The sequence below is a fragment of the Chryseobacterium sp. HNCC26DJ241 genome, assembly GCF_057180505.1.
In genome coordinates this window covers 30,046-46,608 of the sequence record NZ_JBXUGL010000006.1, presented here as the reverse complement: position 1 = coordinate 46,608, position 16,563 = coordinate 30,046, and the positions used below count along the sequence as shown (strand labels likewise).

Below are 16,563 nucleotides of genomic sequence, written 5' to 3'. Positions count from 1 at the left end.
TACCTTAGGCTATAAGCAGTAAGCCTCTTGCTTACTGCCTATCTGCCTATGGCGGGTTATACTCGCTTAAAAAACTTTGTTATCCTACAATAGAATTAGATTTAGGAGTTGGTTCAGGAGCGGTGAGTTTAGCACCATTAATTGTAAACTCAGAAGCAGTAACCACATCATCCGGGTTTTCAAAATCATCCGGGTTTTCTTTTGTAAACGGCAATGCAGTGGTTGTTTTCAGTCCTGCAGAATCTTCCTGAAGAATGGTAAGCATTGTTGGGATTCTGGTAATCCATGCATTTCCTTGCTTCACTCCTAAAGGTTGTCTCAGTTCATCCACAATAGAAAGATACATTGGATCTCCAATTACCGGTACTTCTCCTCCGTTCCAGATTCTGCCTGTTGTCATGAAAAACTGTACGGCATCTTCAAAGCCCGGTTTTACGGTTACAATTACTCTTGCCATCCCTGCTTGTAAGAAATTCCTAAATAAAGGATCGGTCTCCTGGCTCATATATATATCTTGCCAATGGGTGCGGTTTGCCCAGTAATAAGGGTAGAAGGTATAATCCATCACGCTCCACTCGAAAGCTTGTTCTATAAATTTGGCAAGGGAAGTGTAAGCATCCAGATCGTCGCTTAGTTTGATGGCAAAAGTCTCCATAGTATCGCCCGTATCGAAACCTGTTCCCAAAACATTGAGATAATCCTGCAACAGGTAGGCAATACAGTTTTGTTTTATTACTGTAGCTTCTATCTCTCTATAAAAAGAAGCTAAAGTGGCTTTTTTGGTGTCGTTGTCGGCTGCTGCGGCTTCTTGTGCAGCTTTTACCTCGTCATCGAATTTTTTCTTGGCTTCGATGTAGGCTGTGATGATTTTTGTAAACTGCTGTTTTTTCCAATTATTCTTGTACTCATCAGTTGGTTCGCAACTAATTCTAGCAGTAATAGAATAGCTAGATATGTTATTTCCTCCCACATTAAAATCAATATTTCCTTTTAAATCAAGGCCATTACTAGATCCATCTGTAGTTAAATTTCCATGTGCCGTTTTCCAAAAATCTGCACCTGCTAAATTAGAATAATGAATTGTTGCAGAAAGGCTTGGAGATCCTTGCCAAACACTGCCTTTTTGTCTCGCCCTGTTTGCATATCCTGAAAATATAACACTTCTGCCAACATAATTGTCTTCTATTTGTATAGAGGTAATGTCTGTACCAAAATCATCATCAGTATTCGGATTACCACTTGCAACGTGTTTATGTTCAATATTTTTTAATTTCTCATCCATTGTTACAGAATAAATATCCGCCCAATGTTGTAGCATAGATTCCTCCACATTGTAGTCCTTCATCTGCCATTCTTTGGCTTCTTCGCTTCTTGGGTCAATAGGAGCATTAAAGGTAACTCCTGCCGATTTGGTAGCCAAAACATGCAAACGTGCCGGTTCGGGAATCATAAACTCAAACATGGTACGTTTTCCGTAGTTGTAGATCTGGTTTTTCATCTTCTTATCTACCCAACGATATACACCGGTAACATGCTTGTCACCTGCACGATTGTCGAAACCATGCGAATTGTTTTCTTCAAATTCTTCAATGATTTTTTCAATTCTTTCTTCAGATATTTTTGTAACTAATTTCTCAGATGCTTTTTCAGTAATTTCTTGAGACTTTGCTACCGCCTGTCTGGTACTGTCGTGCTGTGCAGTATTATTGGCATAACTTCCACCAACATCCAGCGTCCATCTTATTCCCTTTGCATTAAAATTGGTGTGGGCTTCAATGCTTTGTTGTCTTTCCAATTCTTTGGCTACCTCTGTCTGAATATCATACCTATTCGTAGTTGTAGTGTCATTTAAAGATTCTTTTTCTGTTGATTGAGAAAGGGTGGTTTGATTTTCTGTTTTTCTAAGTCTTCGGGTTGATTTTTGCCTGAACTCTCTTGCCATCACGTTTTCAATATTCGATACCTCACCCGGAACATAGGCATGAACGCTTTGTTCTACTTTCAGATAATCGGCAATCCCCAATCTTTTGATTCCGAAATTTTTAGGAATCATATTTCCGCTTCCAGAGCTGTTGGTTGATAGCGCTTTTAAGTTGTATGTACCACTATAACTAGTCGTTGAAACTGTTCCCGTACTTACAGTTGAACTTGTAGCAGTAGCAGTATTTATACTGGCTTCCCTACCGTTCTTAAAATAAACGGTTGCAGAAAAATTTTTGATAACCTTTGAAACAGACGAAGTAAATAAACCTGAAATTTTGATTTTATTTTCAGCATCAGGAATCAGCTGGGTTTTTGTACCTTCATAAATATTTCCTGCACTGTCTGTGGCAGAATATTCAATGCTATCTACTTCCCAAGAAGAGTCTTCAACATCAAACTGAATGGATGAAGAATAAGTTGATGAAAAAAATAATCTAACTCTTGTTAAGGAGAAAGTATATGTTAATGCACTTTTAGATATTGCTTTCTGCACCGGCACCAAAACACCACCCAAATTCGCGTACTGTTTTTGTGGCATGGTTTGTTTTTCTAATAACACTTTGGTGTTCTCCTGAATTTTTTCTTGCACCAATGCCAACACATTTGCAAATTGTGTGTTGTCTTCATCCAATGTTAGTTCTACACCTTCAACCTCTAAAACATCATCTGCAGTTGCACGCATTTGTGCTGTTTCTCTTTTTTGTACCAAGCTTGCAAGTGTTTCTTTATCTTCAGATTCTGCAAACAAGCTCAAAAACAAATCAAAAGATTCCGGTGAGAGTTTAGCTTGCAAATCCGGAAAATTAATCTCTTTCTTGTAAGAGAATTCAAACTTCGGAATTTCTACCAATTGCAATTGCTCATAAGCTGCTTTCTTAGCAGATTCTGTTGTAGTATCATCAAATGTTGCTTCCGCTTCTGCTAAACGTTTTTCGTTAGCATCAATCATTGGCTGAACCTCTTCTTGGTATGCTTCATACGCTTTTTTATACGTTTTGTAGTACGATTTGTGATACGTTTTCTGAAGTTTTTCCAATTCCGCTTTCAACGTTTCAAGATTTGATTTCATATATTGAGCTATAGAAATCTCCTGATTTTTCTTAGCTTCAGCTTCCAGCCTGTTTCTAAGACGAGGGGTAAGCTTTGTATCATGAGGATTGATAACGTCTCTACCAATAATGCCACGGTTTACAATAAATGCGTTGCTGGGATCTTCGGGAGCAGTAGTGTTATCTTCTTTTACATCATCCATAAAAAGACTTGCCGGCAAAACTACTTTGGCGTGTAACGCTTTTTCAGTACTTTTTTCTCCGTTTACTTTGGCAAGTTGATCTCCCTTCATTTCTAATAAAGTAGGAAGAGACGCATAGTGAAGTGCTTTTAAAACATGAGTAATTGCTTCTTTCACATAAAAATTTTCTTGGGTAACGGTTTGGTAAATGAGGTTATCCCAAAGTTTTTTCAAGCTATCATCGGGAAAAGCTTTGTATAAAGCCGTTAAATACGATTCACTAAAAGAGAACGATTTTTCTTGTTTGGCGATTTCTCTTCCCACTTTTAATAAGTCTTTTAAACTATCGTCGCTTTCAATATCTTTTTCAGATGCAAAGGCTTCGGTGTAGCTTTTTGCGGCTCTTAGTAATTCATCAAATTTGGATCCTCTTTCGGGTGTCCAGTTTTTAATGCATTCATCAAAAATACCTTTCACCTCTTTTCTTTCCGGACGGAAAACAAAGCCAAGATTATTATCTTTTGTCTCCGTAAGCTGTGGATTTCGCAAACTTGTAAAACGAAATAATGTTTGTGAAACCGGGTTGTTTGTATTAGCAACAGGATCTCCCGGTTTATCTGTTCCTTCGTTGTTTGTGTTTTCTAACACGGTATTGTCTATTGTCATTGTTTTAAAATTTTAATTATTGTTTGTAAAAATTTGTTTTGCTAAATTTTAGGCATAATTCGGGCTGTTCAATACCTTTTTGAGATTGAATTTGTGCTTTAACCTGATGTTTTTTTTTAATTATTGCCAGCCGGAACCGGGCTTAAAATTTTTGCGTTTCATGATTTGTGTTTCTATGACGAAGATCAATCGCTAATGCGACAAAACTCGTCGTGTTTTAAATTATCTTTTTAAAATTTTAATTATTTTAATCTATGGTTTCAGTATATTTTACCCAATTGGAGCCATTGTAAACTCTAAGACCGGGAGTGTTATCCGTTTGGAAAACAGCCAATCCTGCAACTGGTGTTGCAATAGCGTTTCTTTGTGCTTTTGTCATCCTAGGTAATAGAAGCCCTCTTGTAGTAGAATCTATAGCTAGTTTAGCACAAGGATAATTAGTTTCTGAGCCTATGGTTGTAGATTTGTTATTATTGTCTGTAACTACTTTCTTCCAATCGGTTTCTCCATAACCAGCCCAACCATTAACTCCTCTTAAAAATAAATTACCTTTTATATCTTGATACTGCTGAACAGAACCGTTATACCAATACATTCCCAAATTAATATTGGTCAAAACCCCTTCATACATTCTTGAATCTGCATTTAAGGTTGATGGTTTAGCTGTTAATAAGGTACTTCCATACAAATAATCAGATGTCCATATAGTAGCAAAGCCATACTTATCTAAGATGTCAAAGTTAGCGTTTGTAGCAGAATCAGAATAAGGCGTTTTTAATGAATTAAAATCCGTAGGTAATTGACAGATATAATCGACATCAAACCCAACTAATTTTTTCCACTTATCATTACCTCTTATCCAAAACAAATTGTCTCCGTTACTATATACGTCTCCACTTTGTTGATTATTATTTGGAGCACCATTAGTGTAACTACTTAAAAAAGATGTTTTAGGAATATTCATTACTTTTCTATCAGTCGCTTTAAAGTTTAATTGGGCTGAATTAGTAGTTGTATTTGGTGTTACACCTATTCCAACTTTAGTTCCATCATCTTGAATTATTGAATTTACAAATTTATTACCTGTTGCGTTCCATTTTGGTAAATAACTGTTGGTAAGTTCGTTTGTAGAATTACTTGTTCCTACGTTTTGCGTTATGTCAATATACTTGGTTCCACTCCAACGATAGAGTTTGTTAGTATCTAATGCTACATAAATCTTACCTGTTTCCCCAGTTGTTGGAAAAGAAGCTAGATTTGTAAACTCCAAAACATCATCCACATAACTCGGTAATTGAGATGCTGGAACTTTTCCATCAATTAAATCTGCTTTTGAGGATAAATCTAGCCTATCTGCAGGAATTATATCTTGTGAATCTGTCTTATGCCAATAAGAATCCATCCAGTTAGCAAAATCAATTCCTGTTGGTTTTATGTTGTCATCAAATAATTGTTTAAGATTTTCTTTTTCTATTTTCATTTTGGTATTTTTGTTTGCTATTAAAAATTAAAATTTTGAAGGTTCTTTTTAGTAGAATAACTTCAGGTTTTAGTCGTATTTTTTAAGGTGGTGTCCGGCTAAATGGATATCCACCTTTTGCTTTAAAAGCGTTCATCATATTCATGAGGCAAATATCCAAGTCGGAAGCGTCAAAACTTGACGTATTAAAAAAAATAACTCAAAAAAATTGAGTTATTTTTAGATTTAAGAAAAGTCTTTTAGCTCTATTTCTTCGGCCATGAGCATGATAATATCCGTTTCCGAGAGTTGTGATTTCAGCTTTATTCCACCAGGTTTTAAGTTTTCATCCGATGAAATAAAATGCCAGACTTTTTTCACAAAATTTTCAAAACGTATTTTCTTGTTATATTTCTGGGTTTTGGTTTGTGCGACTAACAGTAAAAGCTGATTAACAAGCTCTCTGCATTCATTCAGTCTTTGTTCGTGCGGCATTAAAATATTTAAAACCGTATTTTGCGCTTCATATAATAATCCTGCTGCAGCTTTTATTTGATTTTTTTTACTGTTTGCTCCTCTTTCTTCGGAAAATTTTGCTGTAAGGATTTTGCTTCTGTATCCGGCAATTTCAGAAATTTCACTGATATTGTAGGTTGTAAAAATTTCTTCAATTATTTTTAGCCAAACCATTATTTTTTCGAGGAAAGCCGGATCTTTTTTTTCAAGAGAAGAAACAATGGTAGGAAATTCCAAAAGTCTCTCTTTTAATTGTTTTACAAGAATGTATTTTGACTTTTTCATGATTATTCCGGCATTAAGGTTTCTACAATTTCGCCATTCATATTTTCATATCGGGACCATTCCATTCCGGCTTCCGTTACATTCATTTTAATGTAAGTGATGCATTGCGGATTCAGTTCCATCAGCTTGCTTGCTTCTACTATTACTTCCTGATCTCCTGTAATTACTTCCGATGCAGGCGCTTTCGTCTCTCTTATAATTCTATCTTGAATTCTTTGCATAAATACATCTTGGGGTGTAACCTTCCAATAGAAATTACCTAAGGTTAAGCAAAACTCAAGAATATATTTTGATAAATCATAGGCAAATTCATTTAAAAGAGAATCATATATATCTGGTGTATTTGGTAGATATTGATTAATTTCCAACATCCTTTTATCATAAGCATATTCTTTTTCCTGAAGAAAAGACTTCAAATAATTATCATTTTCCTGATCTGCTGCATTATAATCGCTTTGAGCAACTTTAACAATCTCGTCATAAGTATATTCTTTAAATTTCATTTTTACATTACCAGAACCCGCCTTTGCAACAGGAATCGTGAGATCCACATTGCCAATTCTCATCCTTGGAATAGAAAAATGCTTGAGCAAATCATTCTGTGCATATTCTTGTGCAATCTGCACCGTTTGTAAATCTGCCAATCTTCTGGCAGAAGTGATTTCTGAAAATAGACCTCCTAAATATTCATTTAATTTTGGCATGATATAAAATTTTAAATTGTTAATAAAAAGTTTGAAAAGGATGGCCACAAATGCAGCCATCCTGAAAAATGGATTAATTAAACAGACGCAATGCTATCTTCTAACATATCAAGGATTCTTCCAAGACCTGCAGGTAATTCATCATTTACAGCTCTTACATGTACACCTAAAGTATACGTTCTTTCTGTAGTAGAAGTACTAGATGTTGTCTTTTTGTAAGAAGCAGTCGCATTGAATTTTACTTTCCAAAAAGATGCACTGATAGATGCACTTCCGGCAAACTCGCTTGAAATATTCTGAGTCTCAACAGAATTCAACTTTGCGTTGAAATCAATGGTAATTTCGTCAATTCTCAAAGCCGGAATTGTAAGCATTGTGAGGAATGGAACCTTCAGATTTACTTCAGATTCGTTAAAAGGTTGTCCTCCACTTGTAGGATAATCCGGGTTTGGAACTGATTTTGTGTAATTGAAATCAACATATCTCAAAGGTCTGTTTCCGGATGAATCTGGATCTTCAAAACCTACTTCCTTAATGAAATTTACTTGAGAAATGGAAGCATCATGTTGTGCTTTTACAGCTGCTTGCAAAGGACCACCAATGTAAACGCTGAAATCTAAACTGTTTAATTCTTGTACTAAATTTGGCATAATTGTAATTTTAAAAGGTTAATAAATAATTGATAATATTTGGTGTTGCTAGCAATCAAATACCCAAATCAAGTCATAAAACATCCTGTTCAGTAATTTTTAGAAACTGAAAATCAAATAATTGTTAAAATTTTTGGTTGTTATTAAAAAACTAAACGGAAGTTTTGGTTATTAGTTCTTGGTTATTTTTCTTATTACAAAGATAATTTCAGAGGGCGACAAAACTTGACGCAATAAAAAATTTTTTCACTTTAATTATAAAATTTCATTATCAATGATATCGTTTTCAAAATCTTCTTTGAAAAAATTTTCGATCTCATCAAGATAGAAATCATAATCCATTTCTACATTTTCTATATCATCCCAGTTGAAGGTATATAAATCTTCATCAAAGACGAAATCATTTTGTGTATTCTTTGTTTCCATATTTTATTTTTTAGATTGTTATTTTGTTTTTTTTGGTAAACTTTTATCATTTAAGATGCATAAAAACATTGCTTTTGTTTTTAAATTATAATCCAAAAATAAATTCAGATGACGCCAAAACTTGTCGTTTTAAAAATAATTTATTCACATTTTTTTGTTGTATGTAGAAAAAATTAAATTTTGTTTTTGATGAGTTTTTGTACAATTTGGTTCAGGATTTCCTTATTCTCGTCGATATAATGAAGTCCTGCTTGAATTAATTCGCGGATATTGCTTTCCTTCACATTATCCATTGAAGGCGAAGCGTTTTTAAGCGAAGGATTGATTCTGTAATAGTTTTTCTGATTTCTTTGTCCTAAAGTTTGAAACATTTGACAAAGCTGATAATCAACAGTTTCTGCATTGGAAGACATCAAAATATCAATAATTGGAGAGACCCAACCAATTTTTCCTGCTTTTACCAATTTATTGTAATGGTATGTCTTAGATTCTGCACCGGTTCCGATAGAAATCATAATCATATCATTTACAGAAGGATAATTAGGTTTTGAAGAATTTTTGAAAATTTCTGCAAAAGGCATTTTTCTGGCTTCTGCATAAGCACAAAGTGATGGATTATTAGCAAACATTCCTCCATCAATTAAACCAAAAACCTGTCCGTACATAGAGGTAATCCGAGCCGGACTAAAATATGTGGGTGCTGCAGAAGTAGCACGACAAACATCTTTTACCAGAAAATTATCCGTATTTAGTTTTGCTTCAATAGAATTAAAAAGTTTTGCTCTACGATTTTCAATATCATAACTTGTAATAAGACAAGGCTTGATTAGTTCTTTTAGCTCCAGCTTTCCGAAAAATTCATTCAGGTTTTTTTCCAGTGCTTCTTCTGAGATTTTTTCATTGAATAAACCGAAAGGGTTAATCAATTTTTCCCAGAAAGAAACCTGAAAAATATCTCCTCCTTTTTCAGAGTAAAGCTCCAATCCTTTTTGGATGGAATATTTTGCTTTTCTGTTTTCGTCCGGATAAAGAAGAATTGATGTGATAAGTCCGCCAGTACTGCTTCCTGCAATCATATCAAAATAATCTCCTAATTTTGCATCCGGATTGTGGTGTTTCTGAAGTTGTTCTTCAATATAGCGAAGGATAATGCAGGAAATAATTCCCCGGATTCCTCCTCCATCCAACGAAAGTATTGTAATCTTTTTCATTGTTTTTGAGTGTTATCTTTAAAACAAATGTAGATGGAGGAAGCGACAGAAGTTGGCGCATTAAAAAAAATTTGAGAAAAAAATCAAAAGAAATTTGGCATTTTATAACAATAAATTATATAAAAACATATCCTTCCTTATCTTTCGGAAGTTTCATAAGATTTCGCCACAATGTTTTTAGTTCTCCGTTTTTAGTTTTAAGGCTTTTCTTTTCAAAATGAGGAAGATCTTTGAAGGTTTTCCAGTTTCCACCCCAATCCCAGCTGTATTTTGCAAAAATTTTCACGCATTCATACCAATCGGCAATTCGGTCATTATCCCAATCTTTTGCTGTATCCCAACTTATTACTTTACCATCAATTACTAAACAAATGTCTACCGCAAGTCCGTAATTATGAATGCTTTGTCCCGCTTTTGCATTGGTCACTTTTTTACCGGGTTTTGTTCTTCCAAGTGAATAAAGATCATCTTGTTCTTTGAAGGTTCTCAATCCTTGCGTAATTCTTATTTTTGCACGACCTGTAAGTGCAAGATCACATTCTTCAATAATTTTTTTTACTTCTTCTCTTACCAAAGGATGGAGCTTTTCGATCCTTTGTACAGTTATTTTATCCATAATTTTAGAATTTTTATGAAGCAAATGTATGTACCGGATACGACAGAAATTGACGCATTAAAATAAAATTGAAGAGAAAATATTTTTTAAGGAATTATTAGTTTTTGTACTTTTATCAAAATTTTATTTTTATGAAATGGACAGAAGACAGAAGTGGTAATGTAGAAGACAGACGAGGATCAGGAGGTGGAGGTATGCTTGTAGGAGGCGGACTGGGCACTCTTATTATCGTGGCAATTATATTTTTTTTAGGAGGTGATCCATCTTCCATTCTTTCTTCGGGTGTGAGTTCAGGCTCCACAACTGAACAAAGAGATTTGAGTGCAAACGAATTGAAAGTTCGAGAATTTGTACAAATGGTAACCGCCGAAAATGAACAAACTTGGAATAAAGTTTTTGCCGAAAACGGAATGAATTTCCGTCCTGCAAAAGTGGTTATTTTTGAAAGTGTTACACAATCCGGTTGTGGAACTGCACAATCTTCAATGGGTCCTTTCTATTGTCCTGCCGACCAAACCATTTATATGGATATGAGTTTTTTTAAAGAATTGCAGCAACGTTTCGGAGCACAGGTTACAGAGTTTTCAATTGCCTATGTTTTAGGACATGAATACGGCCATCACATCCAGACACTTTTAGGAACAACACAAAAAGTAGATCAGCTGAGACAAAGCGGAAGATATTCTGAAGCTGAAATAAACAGAGTTTCTGTAGCAACAGAACTTCAAGCCGATTTTTATGCAGGAGTTTGGGCAAAACAGACCGACAATCGTGAAAAAATCCTTGAACCGGGAGATATAGAGTCTGCCATTTCAGCTGCAGAAGCTGTTGGAGACGATAATATTCAGAAACGTGCGCAAGGATATGTAAATCAGGAAAGTTTTACACACGGAACTTCGGCTCAAAGAAAAGAATGGTTTATGAAAGGATATAACACTGGTGATATAAGACAAGGTGATACTTTCAATCAATTATTAAGATAATTTAAGCAAAATATCGTAAATTCCATCTTGAAGTTCAGGATGAATTTTTTATGAGTTTATATTTTGTAGCCATTGTTCCCAGTTGTGAATTGAGCGAAAAAATTCGTTTGATTCAAAAGGATTTTGCAGATAGATTTAATTCTGAAAAAGCGTTTAAAAATTTTCCGCATATTACGATAATCCCACCTTTTAAATATGATGAAATCAATGAAAGTGAAGTTATTGGAAGGTTTAAGAAAATACATTTAGAAGCTCCAAAATTTGAAATAATTCTTGACGGTTTTGATTGTTTTCCTAATAAAAAACATCCTGTTATTTTCATTCAGCCCAAACCTCATTTTAATCTGGAAAAATTGTATATGGAGATCAAAAATGGAATGCCATTCAATTATCCTGAAAGATTTAATCCACATCTTACCGTTGCTTATCGGGATCTTTCTTTTGCAAATTTTGAAAAAGCTTGGAATGAATATAAAAATGTTATTTTCAATACTTCATTTGAAATAAGAACTGTCGGACTTTATAAGCATTTTAATGGAAAATGGAATTTGATTGGGGAGAAAATATTATTGTAATCTATTTGGCCACCAAAAATAATGATATTTTCTTCCCTTTTCTCATAGTTTCATTTATAGGTAATGACTTACTTGGATTATTTAGAAAAAAGTTTATTATATTTCATGTATTAATCCAAAGAGGAAATTGGCTCTACTGAGGAGCAACCAACCAGCAATAAGATTAATGCTTATACGAAGAACGAGGACGATCTTAAAAGTCGTCCTTTTTTATATTCTTTGGCAAGCAAAATGGCTAAAAAATCTATTTCTCATTTGAAAAATAAATATACCATTTAATGAAATTTATCCTATTCTTAATGGTTAAGCCTCTGTGTAAATCTAAGTTATTTTTAAGATATGACATTTTTAACTTCCTCATAATACTCATCATCTGAAAAGTGAATCAATTGTGTATAGCCGTCATGATCATCCTGATAGACAAACGGACAGGATTTAGAAAAATAGATAGTATACATTCTTAGATTTACCTTTTCCCTTTGATAATTTAATCTATGGACTGTTCCAAAATGAATAAAAAGTCCTTTGATGCGTCTCTTTTGGACAACCACTGTCTCTTAAAAGTGTTTTATGGGTTTGTCTTTCTAATGTCCATTTTTTAAACCAAACCAAACTATTTTTAATTTTTTTTCAGGGCAGTTGCAGGTAAACAATAATCCACAATTCTTACACTTAAATCATTGCTTATTGTTCCTTTTTTCCCAACCAGTTACATCTAAACTTTTGCAAGATCAACATCGCTTTTTTACCATTTTTCAGGAAAAGATAAAGTTTTATGAAACACGGTTCATAAAACTTTATCCTATCTCTTTATTCACAAAACTTACAAAATATTTTACTAACATTTTTCTAGTATTATGCTGAATAAAGGCAAAATTAATTTCCAATCAAAAATATATCTTCTCAGACGTTCTTAACTTTATTTCTTATTCTCCCAAACCAGTGCACTAGCACCAAGAATAGCAGCATCCGCTTCATCTAGTTCACTAAAAACTAGTTTTACCTTTCCTCTAAATATCGGAAGAAGATTCCTTTCCATGTGAAGTTTTGTAGGCTTTAAAAGAAATTCTCCCGCTTTGATGACTCCTCCAAATAAGAGAATGGCTTCCGGTGATGAGAACATCACAAAATTGGCTAATGCTTCACCTAATTTTTGTCCTGTATAACGAAACACTTCAATAGCGGTTGGATCTCCTTTTTTAGCACATTCGTGAACTGTTTTTGAATTAATTTCTTCTTCAGGATATTGATTGAGCATAGATTCCGGAAATTCTGCACGAAATTTTTTGGCAGTAATGGAAATTCCCGTAGCTGAAGCATAAGCTTCCAAACTACCTTCTGAACCCGTACTCCAGTGTTTTCTTCCTCCTGGTTTTACAACTGTGTGTCCTAATTCTCCTGCAAAACCATCATGTCCATAAACCAATTGTCCATTAGAAACTATTCCGCTTCCCACACCTGTTCCAAGGGTGATCATAATAAAATCTTTCATTCCTCTTGCTGCGCCAAACATCATTTCTCCAAGTGCTGCTGCATTAGCATCGTTTGTCATCTTACAAGGAACACCAAATTTTTTGGACATTAATTCCGAAAAAGGAACTATTCCTTTCCATTTTAAATTTGGGGCATGTTCTATTGTACCACGATAATAATTTGCATTGGGCGCTCCGACACCAATTCCATCAAAATTTTTTTTACTGCAATGCTTATTAATTAAAGGGGCAATTTTTGCATATAAGGCATCAATAAAATCTTCAACCTTTTCGTATTCATCTGTTTTGATGCTACCCTTATCAAGAATTTCTCCTCGATGATTGACTAGTCCGAACTTTGTATTCGTCCCGCCAATGTCTATTCCTAAAGCTACTTGTTTTGACAAATCGACTAATGACATTATGTTTATTTGAGTTCCTAAATTTAATAAAAAATTAATATTAAACGAAAAATCTGTCGAAAATTTAAACTGCTAAAAATCAGTTTTTTACAAATTATTTCAATTTGATCAGATACTTTCTTTATCTGTATTTGTATATTCCTACTGCATCTAAATCGCAAATTCAATAATATAAAAAACTTTAAGAAGAAATTTTTGAATTGCTTATAAGATTATTCTTTAGTATTTCATCAAATTAAATAAAAAAAGCAGTTCTTTAATTTTGGAACTGCTTTTAATTTATCAAATTTATTAGGCCGGTATTTCTCCTCTATAAAGGAAAGAAATAATTTCTTTGTTCATTTTATCGACCATTTCACTGAAAAGATAAAAAGATTCTTGTTTGTAAATTACCAATGGATCTTTTTGTTCATATACAGCTCCTTGCGAAGAACGTCTCAAATCGTCCATTTCTCTTAAATGCTGTTTCCAGTTTTCATCAATGATAGCTAAAGTGATATTTTTCTCATAATCATTAATCAAACTTTCACATTGAGTTTCATGAGCTTTTTCAAGATTTGTAACAATGGTCATTGTTTTGTGCCCATCTGTAAAAGGAACTTGAATCATTTTGAACATTTGCCCCTGATTTTTATACACATTTTCAATAATTGGAAACGCTTTTTCTTTCATCAGGTTCAGTTTCATCTGATAATCGTCCTGAGCAGCTTTGAAAACACTATTGGTTAATTCCTGAACTGGTTTTGTTTTAAAATCACTTTCAGAAATAGGAGAAGCCATTGTAAAGTTTTTAATGATTTCGTATTCAAAATCTTTGTAATCGCCTTCTATTTTAGCTTTATTCACGATAGAATGAGCTACATCATAAATCATATTGGCAATATCGTACTTCAAATGATCTCCGAAAAGCGCATTTTTTCTTCTTTTGTAGATAACGTCACGTTGTTTGTTCATTACATCATCATATTCCAAAAGTCTTTTTCTGATTCCGAAATTGTTTTCCTCAACTTTTTTCTGAGCTCTTTCAATGGACTTCGTAATCATGGAATGCTGAATAACTTCACCTTCTTTATGACCCATTCTGTCCATCATTTTTGCAATTCTTTCAGAACCGAAAAGACGCATCAGATTATCTTCCAAAGAAACATAAAATTGTGAACTTCCCGGATCTCCCTGTCTTCCTGCTCTACCACGAAGCTGTCTGTCTACACGTCTGGAATCATGTCTTTCTGTACCAATAATTGCTAATCCACCTGCATCTTTTACGCCTTCTCTCAATTTAATATCGGTACCACGACCCGCCATATTGGTAGCAATGGTTACCACTCCAGGTCTTCCTGCTTCTGCTACAATTTCTGCTTCTTTTTTGTGAAGTTTTGCATTCAGAACCTGATGCTGGATTTTTCTTAATTGCAATGCTCTGGAAAGTAATTGCGAAATTTCTACAGAAGTTGTACCCACCAAAACAGGTCTTCCTTGTGAAGTCAGATTTTCAATTTCTTCAATTACTGCGTTGTATTTTTCACGATTGGTTTTGTAAACCAAATCTTGTCTGTCGTTTCTTTGAATTGGTCTGTTGGTAGGAATGACCACAACATCCAATTTATAAATTTGCCAGAATTCTCCTGCTTCTGTTTCCGCAGTACCCGTCATTCCTGCAAGTTTGTTGTACATACGGAAGTAATTCTGCAAAGTAATCGTAGCAAATGTTTGTGTCGCTGCTTCAATCTTTACATTTTCTTTAGCTTCGATTGCTTGGTGAAGTCCGTCTGAATAACGACGACCTTCCATAATACGACCGGTTTGTTCGTCCACGATTTTTACTTCACCATCCATTACTACATATTCATCATCTTTTTCAAATAATGTATATGCTTTTAAAAGCTGATTCATGGTGTGGACACGTTCTGATTTTTCAGCAAAATCAGCAAAAAGTCTTTCTTTTTCAGCAAACTCTTCTTCTTTTCCGAGATTTTTTGCTTCAAGTTCTGCAATCTCAGTTCCGATATCCTGAAGTACGAAGAAATTAGGATCAGAATTTCCCTGAGACATATATTCTACACCTTTATCGGTAAGATCTACTTGATTATTTTTTTCGTCGATTACGAAATACAAATCTTTATCTACAATCGGCATATCACGATTGTTATCCTGCATATATTGTGCTTCTACTTTCTGAAGCAATGCACGATTTCCACTTTCGGAAAGGAATTTTATAAGCTGGCGATTTTTTGGAAGCCCTCTATATGATTGTAGAAGTTTGAATCCGCCTTCTTTTGTATTTCCGGCAGTAATTAATTTTTTCGCCTCATTGAAAATTGCTGAAACTGTTTTCTTTTGAACTTCAACAATTCTATCCACTGAAGGTTTCAAAACATCAAACTCTTGTCTATCACCTTGAGGAACAGGCCCTGAAATAATGAGCGGAGTTCTTGCATCATCAATTAAAACTGAGTCTACCTCATCTACAATTGCAAAATTCAGTTCTCTCTGAACCAATTCTTCAGGAGAAGTTACCATATTATCTCTCAAATAATCGAAACCGAATTCATTGTTTGTTCCGTAGGTAATATCAGAATTGTAGGCTCTCCTTCTTGAATCAGAATTTGGCTGATGATTATCAATACAATCAATGCTTAATCCATGAAACTGATACAAAGGTCCCATCCAAGCGGAGTCTCTTTTTGCAAGATAATCATTCACTGTAACTACATGAACTCCTCTTCCCGGAAGTGCATTAAGATAAATAGGCAAAGTCCCAACTAAAGTTTTACCTTCTCCGGTTGCCATTTCTGCGATTTTTCCGGAGTGAAGAACGACACCACCAATAAACTGAGTATCATAATGAACCATATCCCAAGTTACAGCTGTACCAGCTGCGTCCCAAGAATTTTTCCAAATAGCTGTATCTCCTTCAATATGAACGAAATCTTTAGTTGAAGCTAATTCTCTGTCCATTTCTGTTGCCTTAACTCGAATTTCTCCGTTTTGAGCAAGTCTTCTCGCTGTTTCCTTTACTAAAGCAAACGCTTCCGGAAGAATTTGGTTTAGTACTTTTTCTTCAAGTTCGTAGGCTTCCTTCTTTAAGACTTCTATTTTAGAAAACAGAGCTTCTTTTTCATCAATATTTGATGTTGAGCTAATTAATTCTCTAATCTGATTAATCTGAGAAGTAACATCAGCAGAAGATGATTTTATTTTTTCTTTGAATTCAGCAGTTTTTTCTCTAAGTCCTTCATCCGACAATTGATTAATTGCTGGTTCTACTGCTTTAATTTTGGTAACAACTTTTTTTACTTCTTTCAGGTCATTGGCATTTTTGTCGCCTAAAAAACCTTTGAGAACTTTGTTTAAAAAACTCATA

Annotated in this window: 13 protein-coding genes; 2 read left to right on the top strand and 11 right to left on the bottom strand. The window is 34.3% G+C overall.

All coding sequences use genetic code 11. From position 1 onward, the window contains the following. Positions 1-79: 79 nt before the first annotated feature. From AC2A1C_RS05380 to AC2A1C_RS05345, 8 genes are all read right to left on the bottom strand, one after another. On the bottom strand, positions 80-3,880 hold the full coding sequence (locus AC2A1C_RS05380; protein WP_484024126.1) for a hypothetical protein: 3,801 nt from the start codon (positions 3,878-3,880) through the stop codon (positions 80-82). Positions 3,881-4,127: 247 nt separating this feature from the next. Further along, positions 4,128-5,282, bottom strand: coding sequence for a hypothetical protein (locus tag AC2A1C_RS05375; RefSeq protein WP_484024125.1), 1,155 nt, complete (start codon positions 5,280-5,282; stop codon positions 4,128-4,130). A 303-nt stretch (positions 5,283-5,585) separates the two neighbouring features. Continuing rightward, positions 5,586-6,140 carry a hypothetical protein gene (locus AC2A1C_RS05370; protein WP_484024123.1) on the bottom strand — a complete coding sequence of 185 codons (555 nt, stop codon included), beginning with the start codon at positions 6,138-6,140 and terminating at the stop codon, positions 5,586-5,588. Between the two features lie 2 nt (positions 6,141-6,142). Next, positions 6,143-6,844, bottom strand: coding sequence for a hypothetical protein (locus AC2A1C_RS05365; protein ID WP_484024121.1), 702 nt, complete (start codon positions 6,842-6,844; stop codon positions 6,143-6,145). 77 nt (positions 6,845-6,921) lie between these two features. After that, positions 6,922-7,494, bottom strand: coding sequence for a DUF2589 domain-containing protein (locus AC2A1C_RS05360; protein ID WP_484024120.1), 573 nt, complete (start codon positions 7,492-7,494; stop codon positions 6,922-6,924). 255 nt (positions 7,495-7,749) lie between these two features. Then, positions 7,750-7,920, bottom strand: coding sequence for a hypothetical protein (locus AC2A1C_RS05355; protein ID WP_484024119.1), 171 nt, complete (start codon positions 7,918-7,920; stop codon positions 7,750-7,752). Between the two features lie 173 nt (positions 7,921-8,093). After that, complete coding sequence (locus AC2A1C_RS05350) at positions 8,094-9,131, bottom strand: patatin-like phospholipase family protein (RefSeq protein ID WP_484024118.1); 1,038 nt, start codon at positions 9,129-9,131, stop codon at positions 8,094-8,096. A 115-nt stretch (positions 9,132-9,246) separates the two neighbouring features. Continuing rightward, positions 9,247-9,747 carry a M15 family metallopeptidase gene (locus AC2A1C_RS05345; RefSeq protein WP_484024116.1) on the bottom strand — a complete coding sequence of 167 codons (501 nt, stop codon included), beginning with the start codon at positions 9,745-9,747 and terminating at the stop codon, positions 9,247-9,249. 131 nt (positions 9,748-9,878) lie between these two features. On the opposite strand from AC2A1C_RS05345, the gene ypfJ reads away from it, so the two are divergent. Together ypfJ and AC2A1C_RS05335 are read left to right on the top strand one after the other, a co-directional pair. Next, a complete protein-coding gene (ypfJ, locus tag AC2A1C_RS05340) occupies positions 9,879-10,730 on the top strand; it encodes a KPN_02809 family neutral zinc metallopeptidase (protein ID WP_484024114.1) in 852 nt (283 codons plus the stop codon). A 50-nt stretch (positions 10,731-10,780) separates the two neighbouring features. After that, the gene (locus AC2A1C_RS05335; protein WP_484024113.1) at positions 10,781-11,305 is read left to right on the top strand and encodes a 2'-5' RNA ligase family protein; all 525 of its coding nucleotides are present in this window, start codon (positions 10,781-10,783) and stop codon (positions 11,303-11,305) included. A 332-nt stretch (positions 11,306-11,637) separates the two neighbouring features. Here AC2A1C_RS05335 and AC2A1C_RS05330 read toward each other — a convergent pair whose 3' ends face one another. The 3 genes from AC2A1C_RS05330 to secA form a co-directional block, all read right to left on the bottom strand. Further along, positions 11,638-11,763, bottom strand: coding sequence for a hypothetical protein (locus AC2A1C_RS05330; RefSeq protein ID WP_484024111.1), 126 nt, complete (start codon positions 11,761-11,763; stop codon positions 11,638-11,640). 461 nt (positions 11,764-12,224) lie between these two features. Continuing rightward, a complete protein-coding gene (locus AC2A1C_RS05325; RefSeq protein ID WP_484024110.1) occupies positions 12,225-13,199 on the bottom strand; it encodes an ROK family protein in 975 nt (324 codons plus the stop codon). Positions 13,200-13,490: 291 nt separating this feature from the next. After that, the gene (secA, locus tag AC2A1C_RS05320; RefSeq protein WP_484024108.1) at positions 13,491-16,562 is read right to left on the bottom strand and encodes a preprotein translocase subunit SecA; all 3,072 of its coding nucleotides are present in this window, start codon (positions 16,560-16,562) and stop codon (positions 13,491-13,493) included. Between the last annotated feature and the right edge of the window lies 1 nt (position 16,563).